Source organism: Paraburkholderia sp. RL17-368-BIF-A, from assembly GCF_046054045.1.
Classification (GTDB): Bacteria; Pseudomonadota; Gammaproteobacteria; order Burkholderiales; family Burkholderiaceae; genus Paraburkholderia; species Paraburkholderia graminis.
The window spans coordinates 294467-313608 of record NZ_JARESN010000001.1 but is presented as its reverse complement, the minus strand read 5'-3'; the positions used below and the strand labels follow the sequence as shown (position 1 = coordinate 313608).

18 protein-coding genes are annotated in these 19142 nt (G+C 64.3%); 7 read left to right on the top strand and 11 right to left on the bottom strand.

What is annotated here, in order from left to right:
* Positions 1-52: 52 nt before the first annotated feature.
* The 10 genes from P0D87_RS01340 to P0D87_RS01295 form a co-directional block, all read right to left on the bottom strand.
* Positions 53-1927: a PhoH family protein gene (locus P0D87_RS01340; RefSeq protein ID WP_053858008.1), complete on the bottom strand. Its 1875-nt coding sequence runs from the start codon at positions 1925-1927 to the stop codon at positions 53-55.
* 361 nt (positions 1928-2288) lie between these two features.
* A complete protein-coding gene (locus P0D87_RS01335; RefSeq protein WP_053858009.1) occupies positions 2289-2750 on the bottom strand; it encodes a peroxiredoxin in 462 nt (153 codons plus the stop codon).
* Between the two features lie 198 nt (positions 2751-2948).
* Positions 2949-3842, bottom strand: a complete 894-nt coding sequence (locus tag P0D87_RS01330) for a polysaccharide deacetylase family protein (RefSeq protein ID WP_029971368.1) — start codon at positions 3840-3842, stop codon at positions 2949-2951.
* A gap of 10 nt (positions 3843-3852) precedes the next feature.
* Positions 3853-4899 carry a bifunctional UDP-4-keto-pentose/UDP-xylose synthase gene (locus P0D87_RS01325; RefSeq protein WP_006048835.1) on the bottom strand — a complete coding sequence of 349 codons (1047 nt, stop codon included), beginning with the start codon at positions 4897-4899 and terminating at the stop codon, positions 3853-3855.
* Positions 4896-5831 carry a formyltransferase gene (locus P0D87_RS01320; RefSeq protein ID WP_171799833.1) on the bottom strand — a complete coding sequence of 312 codons (936 nt, stop codon included), beginning with the start codon at positions 5829-5831 and terminating at the stop codon, positions 4896-4898. Before P0D87_RS01320 ends, P0D87_RS01325 begins: the two co-directional genes overlap by 4 nt.
* Entirely contained in the window at positions 5828-6898 is a 1071-nt protein-coding gene (locus tag P0D87_RS01315; protein WP_053858011.1) for a glycosyltransferase, read from the bottom strand. The genes P0D87_RS01320 and P0D87_RS01315 overlap by 4 nt, the downstream gene beginning before the upstream one ends.
* 6 nt (positions 6899-6904) lie before the next feature.
* Complete coding sequence (locus tag P0D87_RS01310) at positions 6905-8065, bottom strand: DegT/DnrJ/EryC1/StrS family aminotransferase (protein WP_053858012.1); 1161 nt, start codon at positions 8063-8065, stop codon at positions 6905-6907.
* A gap of 210 nt (positions 8066-8275) precedes the next feature.
* Positions 8276-8647: an SMR family transporter gene (locus P0D87_RS01305; protein ID WP_006048839.1), complete on the bottom strand. Its 372-nt coding sequence runs from the start codon at positions 8645-8647 to the stop codon at positions 8276-8278.
* Positions 8648-8672: 25 nt separating this feature from the next.
* Positions 8673-10403, bottom strand: a complete 1731-nt coding sequence (locus P0D87_RS01300; protein WP_053858013.1) for an ArnT family glycosyltransferase — start codon at positions 10401-10403, stop codon at positions 8673-8675.
* A gap of 163 nt (positions 10404-10566) precedes the next feature.
* Complete coding sequence (locus P0D87_RS01295; RefSeq protein WP_006048841.1) at positions 10567-10941, bottom strand: Mth938-like domain-containing protein; 375 nt, start codon at positions 10939-10941, stop codon at positions 10567-10569.
* Positions 10942-11393: 452 nt separating this feature from the next.
* Here P0D87_RS01295 and P0D87_RS01290 point away from each other — a divergent pair, with 452 nt between their 5' ends.
* The 6 genes from P0D87_RS01290 (at position 11394) to P0D87_RS01265 (ending at position 17682) form a co-directional block, all read left to right on the top strand.
* Positions 11394-12641, top strand: coding sequence for a pyridoxal phosphate-dependent aminotransferase (locus P0D87_RS01290; RefSeq protein ID WP_029971373.1), 1248 nt, complete (start codon positions 11394-11396; stop codon positions 12639-12641).
* Between the two features lie 94 nt (positions 12642-12735).
* Positions 12736-14067, top strand: a complete 1332-nt coding sequence (locus P0D87_RS01285) for a homoserine dehydrogenase (protein ID WP_053858014.1) — start codon at positions 12736-12738, stop codon at positions 14065-14067.
* A gap of 7 nt (positions 14068-14074) precedes the next feature.
* Positions 14075-15526, top strand: coding sequence for a threonine synthase (gene thrC / locus P0D87_RS01280; RefSeq protein WP_006048845.1), 1452 nt, complete (start codon positions 14075-14077; stop codon positions 15524-15526).
* Positions 15527-15649: 123 nt separating this feature from the next.
* Positions 15650-16906 carry a molybdopterin molybdotransferase MoeA gene (locus tag P0D87_RS01275; RefSeq protein ID WP_053858015.1) on the top strand — a complete coding sequence of 419 codons (1257 nt, stop codon included), beginning with the start codon at positions 15650-15652 and terminating at the stop codon, positions 16904-16906.
* Between the two features lie 24 nt (positions 16907-16930).
* Positions 16931-17188, top strand: coding sequence for a molybdopterin converting factor subunit 1 (moaD, locus tag P0D87_RS01270; RefSeq protein ID WP_006048847.1), 258 nt, complete (start codon positions 16931-16933; stop codon positions 17186-17188).
* Positions 17189-17205: 17 nt separating this feature from the next.
* A complete protein-coding gene (locus tag P0D87_RS01265; protein WP_006048848.1) occupies positions 17206-17682 on the top strand; it encodes a molybdenum cofactor biosynthesis protein MoaE in 477 nt (158 codons plus the stop codon).
* A gap of 36 nt (positions 17683-17718) precedes the next feature.
* Here P0D87_RS01265 and P0D87_RS01260 read toward each other — a convergent pair whose 3' ends face one another.
* Positions 17719-18261: a group III truncated hemoglobin gene (locus tag P0D87_RS01260; protein WP_053858016.1), complete on the bottom strand. Its 543-nt coding sequence runs from the start codon at positions 18259-18261 to the stop codon at positions 17719-17721.
* A 311-nt stretch (positions 18262-18572) separates the two neighbouring features.
* On the opposite strand from P0D87_RS01260, the gene P0D87_RS01255 reads away from it, so the two are divergent.
* Positions 18573-19082, top strand: coding sequence for an Rrf2 family transcriptional regulator (locus P0D87_RS01255; RefSeq protein ID WP_006048850.1), 510 nt, complete (start codon positions 18573-18575; stop codon positions 19080-19082).
* Positions 19083-19142 lie beyond the last annotated feature (60 nt).

Here is a 19142-nt window from a genome sequence, read left to right as displayed (position 1 = left end):
AAGCGGGGCGCGGCTTGAGCGGTAACCGGCCTGACGGCCAGCCGATTGATCTTTAAAGGATTTCCGACGCGTAATCGGCGAGGCGCGAACGCTCGCCGCGCGCCAGCGTCACATGCCCGCTGTGCGCCCAACCCTTGAAACGGTCGACCACGTACGTCAGACCCGAACTGCCTTCCGTCAGATAAGGCGTGTCGATCTGCGCGATATTGCCGAGGCAAATGATCTTCGTGCCCGGCCCGGCGCGCGTGACCAGCGTCTTCATCTGCTTGGGTGTCAGGTTTTGCGCCTCGTCGATGATCAGATACTTGTCCACGAACGTCCGGCCGCGCATGAAGTTCATGCTCTTGATCTTCAGGCGCGAACGGATCAGTTCCTGGGTCGCGGCGCGGCCCCATTCGCCTGCGGCGTCGTCGGTTTTCTGCAGCACTTCGAGGTTGTCGTCGAATGCACCCATCCACGGCTGCATCTTTTCCTCTTCAGTGCCGGGCAGGAAGCCGATGTCCTCGCCGACGGGTACGGTCGCGCGCGTCACGATGATCTCGTTGTAGCGCTTGTCGTCGAGCACCTGCGCGAGCCCCGCCGCGAGCGCCACCAGCGTCTTACCGGTGCCGGCCTGGCCGAGCAGCGTGACGAAGTCGATCTCCGGATTCATCAACAGGTTCAGCGCGAAATTCTGCTCGCGGTTGCGCGCGGTGATGCCCCACACGTTGTTCTTGTGATGGCCGTAGTCGCGCAGCGTTTGCAGCAACGCCGTCTTGCCGTTGAGTTCGCGCACGAGCGCATGAAACGCCGGCTCGCCGTTCTGCGGCTCGAGATACACGAACTCGTTGACGAGCATCGACGGACACAGCGGCCCGGTCACGCGGTAATACGTGGTGCCGGTCTTGGTGTCCTGCCAGCTCTCCATGCCCTTCGCATGGCGGGTCCAGAAGTCCTGCGGCAGCGCGCGGATGCCCGAATACAGCAGATCGCTGTCCTCGAGCACCTGGTCGTTGAAGTAGTCTTCAGCGGGCAAGCCGAGCGCATGCGCCTTGATGCGCATGTTGATGTCTTTCGACACCAGCACGACCTGGCGATCCGACCGGTCGCGCTGCAACGCGCGCACCACGCCGAGAATCTGATTGTCGGCCTTGCCTTCCGGCAAGCCCTCGACCGGTTCGATCGCCGTCAGCTTCGTCTGGAAGTAGAGGCGCCCGGAAGCCTCGCGGCTGCCGAGCCGCGCGAGCGAAATGCCGTCGGACATGTTGCCCGCGTTCGCGACCAGCGCGTCGAGCGTGCGGCTCACCTGACGGGCGTTACGCGCGACTTCCGACATGCCTTTCTTGTGGTTGTCGAGTTCCTCCAACGTCATCATCGGCAGATAGACGTCGTGCTCCTCGAAACGGAACAGGCAGCTTGGATCGTGCATCAGCACGTTGGTGTCGAGCACGAAGAGCTTTTGCATCTCGACCAACTGGGCGTCCGTGCCGCGTTTTTTGCTCGTGCCGCGCGCGGTTGGCGCGACAGTGGGCGCGCTGGCCGCGGGTTGCTTCGCGCTTGGCTTGCGCGCGATGGCCGGCTGCGGTTCGGCGGACGGCTCGACAGCGGGCTCGGCCTGCGGACGCGCTGCGGGAACCGGCTGCAGCAGCGCGGCGGTTTGCCGGGTCTTGCGCCCGGAGCCCGACGCGCCGCGTGACTGCGCGGCCTCGCCTGCGGCGGACGCGGTGGCGGCAGCCGACGATGCCGGCACCGGCCGCAAGGTGGTCGCGGCATTGGCGGCGTGCGCCATGGGCGTGGCGACATTCGCGCGGCCGTAGTCGGCCGGCTCCGCGGATTCTCCCTCGGCCTGTTTCTTCGCGGCGGAGCGCGCCGGCGTGGCGGGCTTGGCCTTGTATTCGTCAGGGGGCAGGAGATTGCCGAGCTTGCTCGGGGGGGTAGGCAAAGGCATGGTTTCCCTCGAAATTATCGGGTCGCATATCGTGCGCCGCCTGTCGCATTCTGCCGGTGCCGATGTTGCGCACGCAGTTTGCGCCCGGAGGCGCGCATTCGGTCTAGAGATGCCGGTTCGCCTGGTCTTCGATCGGCTCCTTAACGGAAACGCGCGGCCGAATGAACGAACGGCTGCGCGCAATTAAAAAAGCCGCCGCCCCGTCGTACGGGGCAAGCGGCTCGCCTACGGTGTTCGCGTTGCGCCTGACGACTCCGCCAGTCCCGATGAGGGCGACGACGGCGATATGACCGTCAAGTCTTGCGCAGCGACGAAAAATTTGGGGTGGACAGGCACTCATTGCAACCCAATATAACGCGCCTCAAAGCGCTTGTACAGCCTCCAGAATTTCGTCGACATGGCCCGGCACTTTCACGCCGCGCCACTCCTGCCGCAGCACGCCGTCAGCGTCGATGAGGAACGTGGAGCGCTCGATTCCCCGCACTTCTTTGCCATACATTTTCTTCATTTTGATGACGCCGAAGAGCGCGCACAGTTTTTCTTCGGGGTCCGAGATCAAGGGGAAGGGCAATTCGAGCTTCGCCTTGAAATTGTCATGCGAGCGCAGGCTGTCGCGCGAGACGCCCAGAATTTCGGCGCCGGCTTTCTTGAACTTCGGATACAGATCGCGAAACTGCAGACCTTCGGTCGTGCAGCCCGGCGTGTTGTCCTTCGGATAAAAGTACAGCACCACCTTCTTACCCCGCAGGCCGGACAGCGTGATCTCGCCTCCGGTAGCGGCAGCGGTGAAGTCGGGGATGGGTTTATCGACTGCGATGGACACGAGGTTCTCCGGTTGTTATGGTCGGCGTGCGCGTTATGGCGGCGCGGGCCTGGCATCGAAACTTTTTGGGGGAGGGGCTACCGGTGCGCGCATAGTCTCGCGTGGCGGCTGGGCATCAGGGCAGTCTGCCGGCCTTAATCGAACAGCAACCGAATGGCAACGAAGGCTGCGTCGACTGGAAGCGCGCCGACCGACCCGTCACGGCTGGACGATCAACTCGCCGGAGCGCCCTGGAATTTCGCCCCACGTAACAGGGTACGATGGCAGCGCGCCGCGGTCCAGCGCCGCGTAATAGTCGCCCATGGTCGCAAACGTATGGCCTTGCGCGCGCCAGCCGTTCAGCAACTGTTCGAAGATCGGCGCGAGCTTTTGTCCTTCGAGTTCCGCGTGCAGCGTGAAGACCTGATCGTGCGGATTGTTTTCCGTGTGCTTCAGCATGAACGCGGCCACGTTGTGTTCGTCCACGCCGTTCACGCCGAGCACTTCGTCGAGCGTGGGCAACGTGGTCGGCATCTGCACATGCGCAAGCGTCTTGCCGTCGACGACCGGCAGATACGGCGAATGCCCGCGGCCGTCGGACGCGTAGTGCATGCCCCACGCGTCGATCTGCTCGAACGCGTGGCCGTTCATCTGCCAGCCGGCCGCGCCATGCGTGAGCGGCGGCGCGCCGAAAATATCGACGAAACGATCATGGCTTTGCTGCATTTGCGCCGCGGTCCACGCGCGATCTTTCGAGCGCACGTTGTCCTGCCAATAGACGTGGTCCCACGTGTGAATGCCGCATTCGAAACCGGCTTCGTGGATCGCGCGCATCTCCGCCGACGCCTTCACGCCGATATCCGGCCCCGGCAGCAGCACGCCGTACATCAGTTGCCTGATGCCGTAGTGCTCGACCACCGACGTACGCGACACCTTCTTCAGAAAGCCCGGCCGCAGCACGCGGCGCATCGCCCAACCGGTGTGGTCGGGCCCGAGGCTAAAGAGGAAAGTGGCGCGCGCCTTGAAGCGATCGAAAATACGCGCGAGGTTCGGCACGCCTTCGCGTGTGCCGCGCAGCGTGTCGACGTCGATCTTCAGGACGATACGGGCCAAGGATCAGCCCTTATTGCTGTTCGACGAGCGCGCGTGCTTCGGCGACGTGGCCGCGATACGCTTCGAAAATCTTGCGCAGCGCTTCGTCGAAGGTCGACTTCGGCGCCCAGCCGAGTTCCTGCATCGTGTTGTCGATCTTCGGCACGCGGTTTTGCACGTCCTGATAGCCCGCGCCGTAGTACGCGCCCGACGACGTCTCGACCAGTTGCACTTTTTTCGCGGTCTCTGCGTACTCAGGGAATTCCGCGGCCAACGTCAGCATCTTGTGCGCGAGTTCGCGCACCGAGAAGTTGTTGGTCGGATTGCCGATGTTGTAGATCTTGCCCGTCGCGACGCCGTTCTTGTTGTCGATGATCTTCATCAGCGCGCCGATGCCGTCGTCGATATCCGTGAACGCGCGTTTTTGCGCGCCGCCGTCGACGAGGCTGATGTTCTCGCCGCGCACGATGTGGCCGAGGAACTGCGTGACCACGCGCGAGCTGCCTTCCTTCGGCGTGTAGATCGAGTCGAGGCCCGGGCCGATCCAGTTGAACGGACGGAACAGCGTGAAGTTCAGGCCCTCCATGCCGTAGCCCCAGATCACGCGGTCCATCAACTGCTTCGAGCACGCGTAGATCCAGCGCGGCTTGTTGATCGGGCCGTACGACAGTTGCGATTCTTCCGGATCGAACTGCTCGTCCGTGCACATGCCGTAGACCTCGGACGTCGACGGAAACACGAGGTGCTTGCCGTACTTGACCGCCGAACGCACGATGGGCAGGTTCGCCTCGAAGTCGAGTTCGAACACGCGCAGCGGCTGCTTCACGTAAGTGGCGGGCGTCGCGATCGCGACCAGCGGCAGAATCACATCGCACTTCTTGACGTGATATTCGACCCACTCCTTGTTGATCGTGATGTCGCCTTCGAAGAAGTGCATCCGCTCATGATTGATGAGATCGCCCAGACGTTCGGTCTGCATGTCCATCCCGAAGACTTCCCAATCGGTCGTTTCGAGAATGCGTTTGGACAGGTGATGGCCGATAAAGCCGTTCACACCCAGGATCAGGACTTTCTTCATAAAGGTCGGGGAGTTTGAATGAGCTGGGCGAATTCGGCCGGAGTGACGACAGTTTCGGTGCCGTCGTGCTGGTGCCGCAATTCGTGGATGGCGATCGCGCGACCGTCGCCGCATATCGCGAAAACGGCATTATCGCTTACGTGCAGGCCCGGCGGCAAATCCGGGCGAAGCGCGCCGGGTGTCGCGAGGCGTGCGCGCGCAACAACAAAACGCCGGCCGCCGACGTCGGTAAACGCGCCCGGATAGGGCGGCGCGACCGCGCGAATCAGGTTGTAGACCTGCTGCGCCGGCTGGCTCCAGTCGATGCGGCCGTCTTCCGGCTTGCGCCCGCCGTAGTAGCTGCCGTGCGACAGATCGTTCGGCAGATGCGGCGCCTCGCCCGCCAGCAGCGCGGGCAGCACGCGCCACAGGGTCTGCTCGGCGGCCACGGTGACTTTGTCGAACACTTGCGCGGCGGTGTCGTCGGGCAGGATCGGCACCGGCGTTTGCGCGACGATCGCGCCCGCGTCCGGCTTGGCGGCCATTTCGTGCAGCGTCGCGCCGGTTTCGGTTTCGCCGTGCAGCACCGCCCAGTTGGTCGGCACGCGGCCGCGGTATTTCGGCAGCAGCGAGCCGTGCATGTTGTAGGCGCCGCGCGCGGCGAGCGCGAGCACGTCGACCGGCAACATATGGCGGTAGTAGAACGAGAAGATGAAGTCCGGCCGCGCCGCGCTCACCGCCGCGCGCAGTTCCGGGCTTTTCGGATCGGCGGGCCTCACGACGGGAATGCCGTGCTCGGCCGCCACGCTCGCGACGCTGCCGAACCAGATGTTCTCGGTCGGACTGTCTTCGTGGGTGACGACGAGCGCCACGTCCACGCCGCGCGCGAGCAGCACCTGCAGGCAGCGCACGCCGACGTTGTGATACGCGAATACGACGGCGCGCGGTTTCATCGGTTCGGGCCCTGGTCGCGGTGATCGCGCTGGTCGCGCTGGTCGACAATCGGCGCCGGTTGAACAGCCTGCACGACGGTTTGACGCGGCATGTCGGCCACCGCCGTGCCGTTGCGCTCTTCGAGGATGGTCTGCACCAGATAACGCGGACGCGCGCGCACCTGCTGATAAATCCGCCCGATGTACTCGCCGAGCAGCCCGAGCGCGAAGATGATCACGCCGAGCAGGAAGAACGTAATGGCGAACAGCGTGAACACGCCCTGAACTTCCGCGCCGATGATGAAGCGGCGAATCAGCAGCAGCACGAACAGCGCCGCGGAGCCGAGCGACAGGATGACGCCGATGAACGACAGCCACTGCAGCGGCACGACCGAGAAGCCGGTCACGAGGTCGAAGTTCAGGCGGATCAGCGAATACAGCGAATACTTCGATTCGCCCGCGAAGCGCTCTTCGTGCGCCACTTCGATCTCGACCGGATTCTGCGCGAACGTGTACGCGAGCGCCGGAATGAACGTATTGATTTCGCCGCAGCGATTGATCGTGTCGATGATGTGCCGGCTGTAGGCGCGCAGCATGCAGCCCTGGTCGGTCATCTTGATGCGCGTGATGCGCTCGCGCAGACGGTTCATCGCGCGCGAAGCCTTGCGGCGCCACAAGCTGTCCTGGCGTTGCAGGCGAATCGTGCCGACGTAGTCGAAGCCTTCACGCATCTTCGAGACCAGCTTGCCGATTTCTTCCGGCGGGTTTTGCAGATCGGCGTCGAGCGTGATGACGATCTCGCCGCGCGACTGCTCGAAGCCCGCGAGAATCGCCATGTGCTGCCCGTAGTTGCCGTTCAGCAGGATCACGCGGGTCGTGTCGGGGCGCGCGCGGAACTGCTCGGCGAGCAGCGCGGGGGATTTGTCGCGGCTGCCGTCGTTGATGAAGATCACTTCATACGACGTGCCGAGCGCGTCGAGCGCCGGATAGAGCCGCGCGAAGAGCGCGCCCAGCCCGGCTTCCTCGTTGTACACCGGAATGATGATCGACACTTCCGGTGTGACGGCGCGTTGTTCCGTATAAATCATTTCCGCTTATTTTCCGTATTGTTCGCAAATTTCATTGACTGCGCGGCAGACGCGCTGCACGTCGCCTTCGTTCATCAGCGTGAAGAGCGGCAGCGTGACGTTCGTCGCGCCGAAACGCTCCGCGTGCGGGAACATGCCTTCCGTAAAGCCGCGCGCGCGATACAGCGAGAACAGGTGAATCGCAGGATAGTGCACGCCCGAGCCGATGCCGCGGTCTTTCAATTGACTCATGAAACCCGCGCGGTCGATGGAAAGTTTGTCGAGCGGCAGCGTGATCTGGAACATGTGCCAGTTGCTGTTCTCGAAGTCGGCGAACGGCAGACCGACGCCGAGCTTCTCTGCCGCGCCGCCCTCGAAGCCGGCGAAATACGCGCGCGCGAGTTTCCTGCGCTGCGCGAGAAAGCGTTCCAGATGCGGCAATTGACCGAGGCCGACGCGCGCGGCGACGTCCGTCAGGTTGTACTTGCCGCCGAGCACGTCGCAGTCCATGCCGTCGAAACCCGTGCGTGTGATGCCTTGCAGCCGGTACTTTTGCGCGAGCACGGCTTCGTCCTCATTGTTCAGCACGAGCGCGCCGCCTTCGATCGACGTGAGGTTCTTGTTCGCGTGAAAGCTGAACGAGACCATGTCGCCGATCGCGCCGATGCGCTTGCCGTTCCATGTCGAGCCGAACGCCTGCGCGGCGTCTTCGACCACGCGCAGCTTGTGCGCGCGAGCGATCGCGTACAGGCGGTCCATGTCGACGGGCAGGCCGGACAGATAGACGGGGATCAGCGCCTTGGTGCGCGGCGTGATCGCCTGCTCGAGCTTGTCGAGGTCGATGTTGCGCGTGACCGGGTCGATGTCGGCGAACACCGGCGTCGCGCCGACCTCGTAGATCACGTTGCTCGTCGACACCCACGAGGCGGGCGTCGTGATCACTTCGTCGCCTTCGCCGACGCCTGCAATGCGCAGACCGATTTCGAGCGTCGCCGTGCCGGAATTGAACGTGCGCACCGGACGGCCGCCGCAGAATTCGGAGAGCGCCGCCTCGAATTTCTGGTTTTGCGGGCCCGTGGTGATCCAGCCGGAGCGCAGCACATCGGCTACGCCCTGAATCGTTTCTTCGTCGATTTCCGGTTTGACGAACGGCAGGAAGGGCAGAGACGCAACGGTTGACTGGGTCATGAATGCTTCGCTCGATCAATGAGGCCGGGGCCCGAACGGCGCTGTGGAAACACACTGCGCGCGATTCGAGGCCAAGGCCGAAAAAGGGTGCAACCGCGGAGCATACCGCGATGAACCTTACATTTTGCTTGGCCGGCATGGATGCCGGCTTACGCTGTCTTTACCCCGGCGTTTGCCGCGGCGTTTGCCACGGCGTTCTACGCGACGCGCCTAGCTGCGCGCAAGTATCACCACGCCGACCAGAATCACGCCGATGCCGACGAGCTTGTGCACCGACAGCACTTCGCCGAACAGATACCACGCGGCGAACGCATTGACGATGTAGCCGAGCGACAGCATCGGATACGCGATCGACACGTCCACGCGCGACAGCCCGACGATCCACACCACGACGCTGATCACATAGCACGCCAGCCCGCCGATGATCGGCGGCTGCGTCGCAAGTCGAAAGGCGATCGGCAGGATGTTCGCACGGGTGAATTCGAAGTGTCCAACGGCATTCGTACCGGCTTTGAGCAACAACTGCGCACCGGCGTTCAACGTGACGCCGGCAAGAATGCAAAAGAGGGAAATCGGATTCATCGAATGTTCAGGTCCTGATATGGGGTCACTGCTGCGGTTTTTCCAGCGCCGCGGCCGCCGCGCCCGCCGTTCCCGCCGCGAGCGGCTTCATCACGACGACGCGGCGCGAATCGCGCGCGATGACCTGCATCGGCAGGCCCTGCTTGAGAAGCGTGTCGTAGGTGGACGGCGGAATGAGCGCGAGCGCGTAGCGGTCGGCCTTCCAGCGCTCGACCCATGCCTGCACCGAAGGCAGCCATTTCTGCGGTTCCACCGAAACGCCGAACGCCAGTTCGTCGGGATGCTCGACCATCGTCATCGTATGGCCGATGTAGAACGGCAGCGTGTGATCCAGCACGCCGACCGAGTAGAACGGCGTGTCGGCGGGCAGTTTCGCCATCTGCGCCTTGATCGCGGGCGCGAGCGGCGCGCCGGAACTGAGGCGGCCGAACACGTCGTGGCCCGTCCCGGCGATCATGCCGAGCAGCAGCCATGCCGCGCCGAAACTGGCGATGGCGCCGAGACTGCTCGCGCGGCCACGGCGATTCAGCCACAGCGCGGCGAGCGTCAGCACGAAGGCAACGGCGAGCGCCGCGAGCACCCACGTGCGGTACTCGGCATACAGCTCGGCCGGATTGCGCGCGCTGCCGAAGCGCGGCAGGAACAGCGAGGCAAACGCGGCGACTACGAGAAACAGCACATAGCCGGTCAGATGGCGGCGCAACTGCTCGCGCGTGACGAGCGGCAGATACATGCCGATCAGCAGCGCGATGGCCGGCGCGATCGGCAGCGTGTACGACAGCAGCTTGGAGTGCGACGCGCTGAAGAACAGGAAGATGAAGCCGATCCAGACGAGCATCATCGTGACGGGCGCGAAGCCGTTCGGCTGACGCGGCAGACGCCACGCGTGACGCACGCTTTGCACCGTCACCGAAAGCCACGGCAGGAAACCGATAATCAGCACCGGCACGAAGTAATAGAACGCTCCGGGGCGGTTCTGCTCAGGCGTCAGATAGCGCTTGAACTGCTGGACGATGAAAAAGAAATTGAGGAATTCCGGATTGCGCTGCTGCACCAGCACGAACCACGGCGTGACGATCGCGAAGAACACGATCAGGCCGCCGATCAGATGCAGGCGCTTCCACACCGCCCAGTCGCGCGCGATCAGCGTGTAAAGCACCAGCACCGCGCCCGGCAGAATCACGCCGACGAGACCCTTGGACAGGACCGCGAGCGCCATCGAGCCCCAGCACAGCCACATCCAGCCGCGCTCGCACGAAGTCTTGAGGTTGGGGCGCTGCGCGAGCAGCAACGCGCAAAGCGTGAGCTCCATCCAGAACGACAGGCCCATGTCGAGCGTGTTGAAGTGGCCCATCAGGTTCCAGTACGGCGAGGTCGCCAGCACGAGCGCGGCGAACACGCCGGTCGCCGCATTGAACACGCGCGCGCCGGTGTAGCCGATCAGCAGCACGCCGGCAAAGCCGGTCAGCGCCGTATAGAGCCGCGCCTGCCATTCGCCGATGCCGAACCACGCGAACGTCAGCGCGTTCGCCCAGGTTTGCAGCGGCGGTTTCTCGAAGTACTTGTAGCCGTTGTAGCGCGGCGTGATCCAGTCGCCGGTGACGAACATCTCGCGGGCCATTTCGGCGTAGCGGCCTTCGTCGCTCGGCAGCAGATGGCGCCAGCCGAGCGGCACGAACCAGATGACGGCAAGGGCGAGCACCAGCAGCAGGATGGCGGTGCGGTTGAGCGGTAGCCTCGACGGCGTATCGTTCATGGATTCAAACCTTTCTGGCGACGCCGCTCGCGCGGCGCCGCGTTGTTATTCGGAGATGGCGGCACGCAGCCGGCCTCGCGCGGATGGCGCGCAGTGTACGTGATCGGGCGTGACGCGGCGAGGGCGAGCCTGGGCGCGCGCGGGAGGCGCGTCGGCTGCCGCGCTAGCCTTCGATCAGCAGCGCAGCCGCAACCTTGCGGCCCTCGGCCATCAGAATGTTGTACGTGCGGCAGGCGGCCTTGAAGTCCATGGTTTCGACGCCGATGCGCTTCGCGGTGAGCGCCGCCGTCAGGCGCGGATGCGGAAAGCGCAGCCGCTCGCCGCTGCCGAATATCACGACCTCGGGCGCGGGCTCGACCAGCATCGCGAAAAGCTCGGCGCTCAACTGCTCGAAAGACGTAACCGGCCAGGGGATGACAGGCGCGTCCGGCAGCACGAGAAGGCTGCCCGCGTGACGCACCAGATTGATTTCGACATAGCCGGCGCCGTAACCGGTGACGGTATTGAGGGCGCCGCTGGAATCCTGATGTAATTTCAAATTCGTTTTCCGAAGTCGTCGCGAGACATCATGCGTGTTGAAGGCCTGATCGCACGAGGGGCGAGCAGGGCGGTTCTACACGAGTGGGACAGGAAAGGGCCCAAAAGGCTCCCGTTACGCCTGGTGCATTGCGGAAGTCGGCCAAAATCCGCTAAATTATAACTTTTTAGCCGCCTCGCGGCGCCCCTGCTCATGCGCCGTCACAAGTGGCGCTAGGGTTCGGGGTGCGACCCACCGGCTACCTACCTGGTTCCGCCCGCTTTCGTCCACCATGGGCGGCCCGACCCCGGGCGGCCCCGCGGCGTTGCCGCACCCGAATTCCGCAATCGGCGAGCCTGCCCGGTCCGTCGATTTGTTCGCCCGAGCCGGTTGGCCGAGCCGTTCGCCGCCAGCCCCGAGCTCAAGCCTTGAAGCCCTCAATGCCCTTTAACCGGGACATTAACCAGGATGAAGTGCCCGCCGTGAAACCGATTCTCAAATCCAACAAGTTGTTGAATGTCTGCTACGACATTCGCGGGCCCGTCCTCGAACATGCGAAGCGGCTCGAAGAAGAAGGCCATCGCATCATCAAGCTGAACATCGGCAACCTGGCGCCGTTCGGCTTCGAAGCGCCGGACGAAATCATTCAGGACATGATCCTGAATCTGCCTGGTTCGTCCGGTTACTCGGACTCCAAGGGCGTGTTCGCCGCGCGCAAGGCGATCATGCATTACACGCAGCAAAAAGGCGTGCACGGCGTCGAACTGGACGACATCTACATCGGCAATGGCGCGTCCGAGCTGATCGTGATGGCGCTTCAGGGGCTGCTGAACGACGGCGACGAAGTGCTGCTGCCCGCGCCCGACTATCCGCTGTGGACCGCCGGCGTGAGCCTCGCGGGCGGCACGCCCGTGCACTACATCTGCGACGAATCGAACCGCTGGATGCCGGACCTCGACGACATCCGCGCGAAAATCACGCCGAATACGCGCGCGCTCGTCGTCATCAATCCGAATAACCCGACCGGCGCGCTGTATTCCGACGAACTGCTGCTCGGCCTCATCGAAATCGCGCGCCAGCACGGTCTCGTGATTTTCGCCGACGAGGTCTACGACAAGATCGTCTACGACGGCAAGACGCACACGTCGATGGCCGCGCTGTCCGAAGACGTGCTGACCGTCACGTTCAACAGCCTGTCCAAGAGCTACCGCTCGTGCGGCTACCGCGCCGGCTGGATGTTCATTTCGGGTCTCACCGGCGAAAACCGCCGCAACGCGAAAGACTATTTCGAAGGGCTCGGCATTCTCGCTTCCATGCGCCTGTGCCCGAACGTGCCAGGCCAGTATGCGATCCAGACCGCGCTCGGCGGCTATCAGAGCATCAACGACCTGATTGTGCCGAGCGGGCGCCTCTACAAGCAGCGCGAACTCGCGTACGACATGCTGACGGCGATTCCGGGCGTGAGCTGCGTGAAGCCGGAAGCGGCGCTCTACATGTTCCCGCGCCTCGATCCGAAGATTTATCCGATCGAGAACGACCAGCAGTTCATCCTCGACCTGCTGCTCGAGGAGCGCGTGCTGCTCGTGCAGGGCACCGGCTTTAACTGGAAGACGCCGGATCATTTCCGCGTCGTGTTCCTGCCGAACGTCGACGATCTGGCCGATTCCATCAACCGGATCGCGCGCTTCCTCGACGGTTATCGCAAACGTCACACGGCGTAGCGCACAATACGGTGCGCGAAGCGTGATCTGTCCGCTGCGCGCACCGGCCAACCGGCACCCGAATTCCCTTAATCACTACACGACACCACGCTGCATGGAACCGATCAAAGTTGGACTGCTGGGCTTCGGCACGGTAGGCAGCGGCACCTTCACGGTACTGCGCCGCAATCAGGATGAAATCAAACGTCGCGCGGGCCGCGGCATCGAGATTGCGCGCATCGCCGTGCGCAATCCGGCCAAGGCGACGGCGGCGCTCGGCGCGCAAGCCGCGAGCGTCGCGCTGACCGACGACTTCAACGCGGTGGTCGACGATCCGTCGATCGACATCATCGCGGAAATGATCGGCGGCACCGGCGTGGCGCGCGACCTCGTGCTGCGCGCAATCGGCAACGGCAAGCACGTGGTCACGGCCAACAAGGCGCTGCTCGCCGTGCACGGCACCGAGATCTTCGAGGCGGCGCGCGCGAACGGCGTGATGGTCGCGTTCGAGGCGGCCGTCGCGGGCGGCATCCCGATCATCAAGGCGCTGCGCGAAGGCTTGACGGCCAATCAGATTCAGTACATCGCGGGCATCATCAACGGCACGACGAACTACATTCTTTCGGAAATGCGCGACCGCGGGCTCGACTTCGCGACCGCGCTGAAGGCCGCGCAGGAATTGGGCTACGCCGAAGCCGACCCGACCTTCGACATCGAAGGCATCGACGCCGCGCATAAGGCGACGATCATGAGCGCGATCGCGTTCGGCGTGCCGGTGCAGTTCGACCGCGCGTATGTGGAGGGCATCAGCAAGCTCGCCGCGATCGACATCAAATACGCCGAGGAACTCGGCTATCGCATCAAGCTGCTCGGCATCGCGCGCCGTACCGACAAGGGCATCGAATTGCGCGTGCATCCCACGCTGATCCCGGCCAAGCGTCTGCTCGCCAACGTGGAAGGCGCAATGAACGCGGTCGTCGTGCACGGCGACGCGGTCGGCACCACCCTTTACTACGGCAAGGGCGCGGGCGCGGAGCCCACGGCGTCGGCGGTCGTCGCCGATCTGGTCGACGTGACGCGCCTGCACACGGCCGACCCCGAGCATCGCGTGCCGCATCTGGCTTTCCAGCCGGACCGTCTGTCGAACACGCCGATTCTGCCCATCGACGAAGTGACGAGCGGCTATTACCTGCGTCTGCGCGTTGCCGACGTGACCGGCGTGCTGGCCGACATCACGCGCATTCTGGCCGACACGGGTATCTCGATCGACGCGCTGCTGCAGAAGGAATCGGAACAGGTCGACGCCAACGGCAAGGGCGAGACCGACATCATCCTGATCACGCACGAAACGGTCGAAAAGCACGTCAACGCGGCGATCAAAACGATCGAAGCATTGAAGACCGTTGTCTCGCAAGTCACGAAGCTGCGCATGGAAGCGCTGAACTAGGCCAACTATGAACTACCTGTCAACGCGCGGCGCCGGAGCCGGCGAGCGCCACACCTTCTCCGAAATCCTGCTTGGCGGTCTCGCGAAAGACGGCGGCCTCTATCTGCCGGCCGACTATCCGCGCGTCAGCGCCGACGAGCTCACGCGCTGGCGCACGCTGCCGTACGCGGACCTCGCCTTCGAAATTCTGTCGAAGTTCAGCGACGACATTCCCGCCGAAGACCTGCGCGCGCTCACGCGCAAGACGTACACGGCGGCCACGTACAGCAACGTGCGCGACGACGAAAGCGCCGCGCAGATCACGCCGCTCAAAACGCTTGGCGTCGAAAACGGCGCGCCGCTGTCGCTGCTCGAACTGTCGAACGGTCCGACGCTCGCGTTCAAGGACATGGCGATGCAGTTGATCGGCAACCTGTTCGAATACGCGCTCGCGAAGCACGGCGAAACGCTGAACATTCTGGGCGCGACTTCGGGCGACACCGGCAGCGCCGCCGAATACGCGATGCGCGGCAAGCAGGGCATTCGCGTGTTCATGCTGTCGCCGCACAAGAAAATGAGCGCGTTTCAAACCGCGCAGATGTACAGCCTGCAAGACCCGAACATCTTCAATCTCGCGGTCGAGGGCGTGTTCGACGACTGCCAGGACATCGTGAAAGCGGTGTCGAACGATCACGCGTTCAAGGCGCAGTACAAGATCGGCACGGTCAATTCGATCAACTGGGCGCGCGTCGTCGCGCAGGTCGTCTACTACTTCAAGGGCTACTTCGCGGCGACGAAGAGCAACGACGAGCGCGTGTCGTTCACGGTTCCGTCGGGCAACTTCGGCAACGTGTGCGCAGGGCACATCGCGCGCATGATGGGTCTGCCGATCGAAAAGCTCGTGGTCGCCACGAACGAAAACGACGTGCTCGACGAGTTCTTCCGCACCGGCATCTATCGCGTGCGCAAGGCGGCCGAGACGTATCACACGAGCAGCCCGAGCATGGACATTTCGAAGGCGTCTAACTTCGAGCGCTTCGTGTTCGATCTGCTCGGCCGCGATCCGTCGCGCGTGCTGCAACTGTTCCGCGACGTCGAGGAAAAAGGCGGGTTCGACCTTGCGGCGAGCGGCGACTTTGCGCGCGTGAAGGAGTTCGGTTTCGTGTCGGGCCGCAGCAGTCACGACGATCGCGTCGAGGCGATCCGCGACGTGTTCCAGCGCTACGACACGATGATCGACACGCATACCGCCGACGGCCTGAAGGTCGCGCGCGAACATCTGCAGCCGGGCATTCCGATGATCGTGCTGGAGACCGCGCAGCCGATCAAGTTCGGCGAAACGATTCGCGAAGCGCTGCTGCGCGAACCGGAGCGCCCGGCGGCGTTCGCGGGACTGGAGTCGCTGCCGCAGCGCTTCGAAGTGTTGCCGGCGGACGCGCAGCGCGTGAAGGACTTCATTGCCGCGAATACGGGCGCCTGAGTATCGAAGGGCGGGTCGGCGCCAGCATCGCCGACCCGACAAGGCTCGCCGTTGGCCCGCTACAATGCTCTTTTGACCAGCGGCCTGAAACCACAGATGTCCACTCCCACGCCCCGCGCTCCGATGCTCGCCACTGCCGACGCACTCGCGACCCTGCTCGGCGCCGCGCGCGCCGTCGACGGCAGCGAGTCGGTTCCGACGCTCGAAGCGTCGGGCAGGGTGCTGTCGGCCGACGTCGTGTCGCCGCTCGACGTGCCGCCCATGAACACGAGTTCAATGGACGGCTACGCGATCCGCACCGCCGACCTGACGGCTCACGGCAACCGCCGCCTGCCGGTATCGCAACGCATTCCCGCCGGCCACGCGCCCGAGCCGCTGAAGCCCGGCACGGCGGCGCGCATTTTCACCGGCGCGACCGTGCCGCCGGGCGCGGACGCGGTCGTGATGCAGGAGCAAACGGAAGCCGCCGCCGACGAAGTCACTATCCTGCACAGCCCGCAGCCGGGCGAATGGATTACCGCACAAGGCGCGGACATCCGCAGCGGCTCGGTGATCCTGCCGGCCGGCACGCGGCTCACGCCGCAGGCGCTAGGGCTCGCGGCGTCCGTCGGTTGCGCGGAACTGCCCGTGCGCCGTCGCGTGAAAGTCGCCGTGTTCTTTACCGGCGACGAACTGACCATGCCCGGCGAGCCGCTCAAGCCCGGCGCGATCTACAACTCGAATCGCTTCACGCTGCGTGGCCTGCTCGAGAAGCTCGGCTGCGAGGTGAGCGATTTCGGCATCGTCGCCGATAGTCTGGATGCGACGCGCGCCACGCTGCGCGAAGCCGCGCAGGCGCACGACCTGATTCTGACGTGCGGCGGCGTGTCGGTCGGCGAGGAAGATCATGTGAAGCCGGCCGTCGAAGCGGAAGGGCGCCTCGCGATGTGGCAGATCGCGATGAAGCCGGGCAAGCCGTTGGCGTTCGGCGCGGTGCGCCGCGGCGCGGACAGCGGCTCGGCAAAAGATTCAGCGGCAGCTCCCGCTGCCCCTTCAGCCGAGACGTTTTTCATCGGCCTGCCAGGCAACCCGGTATCGAGCTTCGTCACCTTTCTGCTGTTCGTGCGTCCGTTTATTCTGCGTCTTGCCGGCGTGCAGGCCGTCGTGCCGCGCGCGCTGTCGCTGCGCGCGGACTTCACGCAGAGCAAGGCCGATCGCCGCAACGAATTCCTGCGGGCGCGCATCAATGCGGAGGGCGGCCTCGATCTGTTCCCGAACCAGAGCTCGGCCGTGCTGACGTCGACGGTATGGGGCGACGGGCTGATCGACAATCCGCCCAATCACGCGATCAGCGCGGGCGAAACCGTGCGCTTCATCCCTTTTTCCGATTTGCTGAATTGAGGCCGGCTGAGCCGGCGGCATCCCATGAAGATTCAACTGCGATATTTCGCGAGCGTGCGTGAAGCGCTCGGCCTGGCCGACGAAACCGTCGAGGTGCCCGAGGGCATCGCGACCGTCGGCGACGTGCGCGCATGGCTGCGCGTGCGCGGCGGCATCTGGGCCGACACGCTGGCCGAAGGCCGCGCGCTGCGCATGGCCTGCAATCACGTGATGACCGACGCCGGCACGCGCATCACCGAAGGCTGCGAGGTCGCGTTCTTCCCACCCGTCACGGGCGGTTGAGCCGCAAGGAGCCCGCTATGCCCGTTCGTGTCCAGACCGAAGATTTCGATCTCACCGCCGAGGTCGCCGCGTTGCGCGCCCGCAATCCGAAGGTCGGCGCGGTGGCGTGTTTCGTCGGCACGGTGCGTGATCTGAACGACGGCAGCACCGTCGAGGCGATGGAACTCGAGCACTATCCGGGCATGACCGAGAAGTCGCTTGAAGCGATCATCGTGAGCGCGCGCGAGCGCTGGCCGGGCATCGAGGTGCTGATCGTGCACCGCGTCGGCAAGCTTTATCCGCTCGACCAGATCGTGCTGGTCGCGACCACCGCTTCACATCGCGGCGACGCGTTCGCGTCGTGCGAATTCGTGATGGATTATCTGAAGACGCAGGCGCCGTTCTGGAAGAAGGAAAAAACTGAGGCGGGCGAGCGCTGGGTCGACGCCCGCGTGACCGATGACGCGGCGCTTGCGCGCTGGGGCATCGAGTCGGGCAACGGCGGGTTGGAGTAAGCGCCGGGCGCTCGCTCGGCACGGCGCCAACCGCTCTCACTCGTCCCGCGATTTACCGATAATGCGCGTCGGAAACGGTTCCCCGGCGGGCCGTGCGGGAAGATGCGGTTCGTCGTCCGCCCGAGGCCGCTTCGGCGCCACGCGTTCGAGCAGCGCCTGCTGTTCCGCCGGAATCTTGTAGTCCCAGCCGAAGCGGCTTAGCTGCAAGCTCTGCGCGATACGCAGCGCCGGTTCCATGAAGCGCACGGCCGCAGCCGGCTCGTAGCGCGATTCGACGGTGTCGAGAAACAGGTACAGCCAGCGGCTGAAATGCTGCGGTTCGATTCCCTCGAGCGGCTGATGCGCCTGCTGCACATTGCCGCGGTACTGCTTCGCGCCGAGCACGAGACTCGCCCAGAACGTGCACATCTTCGGCAGATGGTCGTCCCAGCGGCCCGCGAGCGTTGCGTCGAACACCGGCCCGAGCAGCGGATCGGCGCGCACGCGGTCATAAAACGCGTACACCAGCTCGCGGATGTTCGTTTCGGTAGGCTCGGCGGCGCGCTCGACAACCGGCGCGGCCGGAAAAGACGGTTTCATGCGGGTTCCAGAAATATGCGACGATTGCGCTGCGATTCGTCAAAGCGCGCCACAGGGCGCCACCGGGCGTCCGGAACTGCCATAAAAACTACCAGTTCCGCGGAAGTCAGCTCAAAATAGCGCGCTTTTGGTGTGAATAGGCGCGGCGCGAAACGTTACCATTGGCGTCGAAGGCCCGGATTCATCGATGCAGCATAAATTAAACATGTGCCAGCCCTGCATCTTATGGCGAAGCCGCGGCCCCCGGCAACCCTTGCATCGACGCGGTTATCCCACGGATCGCGGCTTGCGCTCATTGTGATACTGCAACCATGAGACTGACCGATTACACCGATTATTCGCTGCGCGTCCTTTTATACCTCGCTATTCGCGGCGAGGGCTTGTCGACCATTCAGGACATTTCCGACGCGTACGGCGTCTCCAAGAACCACCTGATGAAGGTGGTGCAGCAGTTGAGCGAGCTCGGCTGGGTGGAAACCGTGCGCGGCCGTAACGGCGGCTTGCGGCTTGCCGAGCGCACCCGCAAGCTGACGGTCGGCGAGATCGTGCGCGCGACCGAAAGCGACTTCGCGCTGGTCGCGTGTCTGCCGGACCAGAACGGCGAACGCCGTCCTTGCGTCATTACGCCTCAATGCCGGTTGCGCAACGTGCTCGAGGCTGCGCGTAATGCCTTTCTCGCCGAACTCGATCGCCATACGATCGATGAAGTCGCGGGTCCGCAAGGGCCGTTGGCGGCCTTGCTCGGCATCCGCACGGTGATCCCGGTCGTGCCGGCGGTGCCCGTCGAGCCGGCGAGCGACAACCCGCTGCCGGTCGCCTGAACGCGGCTCGCGCGAAGCGTCGCGCATTTTTCTTCGCGTGCAACGTTAAAAACTACGTCC

Bases quoted from the DNA above. Each gene is read 5' to 3' on its own strand.
- P0D87_RS01340 (WP_053858008.1), bottom strand. From the start codon at position 1,927: ATGCCTTTGCCTACCCCCCCGAGCAAGCTCGGCAATCTCCTGCCCCCT.
- P0D87_RS01325 (WP_006048835.1), bottom strand. From the start codon at position 4,899: ATGAAGAAAGTCCTGATCCTGGGTGTGAACGGCTTTATCGGCCATCAC.
- P0D87_RS01320 (WP_171799833.1), bottom strand. From the start codon at position 5,831: ATGAAACCGCGCGCCGTCGTATTCGCGTATCACAACGTCGGCGTGCGC.
- P0D87_RS01315 (WP_053858011.1), bottom strand. From the start codon at position 6,898: ATGATTTATACGGAACAACGCGCCGTCACACCGGAAGTGTCGATCATC.
- P0D87_RS01310 (WP_053858012.1), bottom strand. From the start codon at position 8,065: ATGACCCAGTCAACCGTTGCGTCTCTGCCCTTCCTGCCGTTCGTCAAA.
- P0D87_RS01305 (WP_006048839.1), bottom strand. From the start codon at position 8,647: ATGAATCCGATTTCCCTCTTTTGCATTCTTGCCGGCGTCACGTTGAAC.
- P0D87_RS01300 (WP_053858013.1), bottom strand. From the start codon at position 10,403: ATGAACGATACGCCGTCGAGGCTACCGCTCAACCGCACCGCCATCCTG.
- P0D87_RS01285 (WP_053858014.1), top strand. From the start codon at position 12,736: ATGGAACCGATCAAAGTTGGACTGCTGGGCTTCGGCACGGTAGGCAGC.
- thrC (WP_006048845.1), top strand. From the start codon at position 14,075: ATGAACTACCTGTCAACGCGCGGCGCCGGAGCCGGCGAGCGCCACACC.
- P0D87_RS01275 (WP_053858015.1), top strand. From the start codon at position 15,650: ATGCTCGCCACTGCCGACGCACTCGCGACCCTGCTCGGCGCCGCGCGC.
- moaD (WP_006048847.1), top strand. From the start codon at position 16,931: ATGAAGATTCAACTGCGATATTTCGCGAGCGTGCGTGAAGCGCTCGGC.
- P0D87_RS01265 (WP_006048848.1), top strand. From the start codon at position 17,206: ATGCCCGTTCGTGTCCAGACCGAAGATTTCGATCTCACCGCCGAGGTC.
- P0D87_RS01260 (WP_053858016.1), bottom strand. From the start codon at position 18,261: ATGAAACCGTCTTTTCCGGCCGCGCCGGTTGTCGAGCGCGCCGCCGAG.
- P0D87_RS01255 (WP_006048850.1), top strand. From the start codon at position 18,573: ATGAGACTGACCGATTACACCGATTATTCGCTGCGCGTCCTTTTATAC.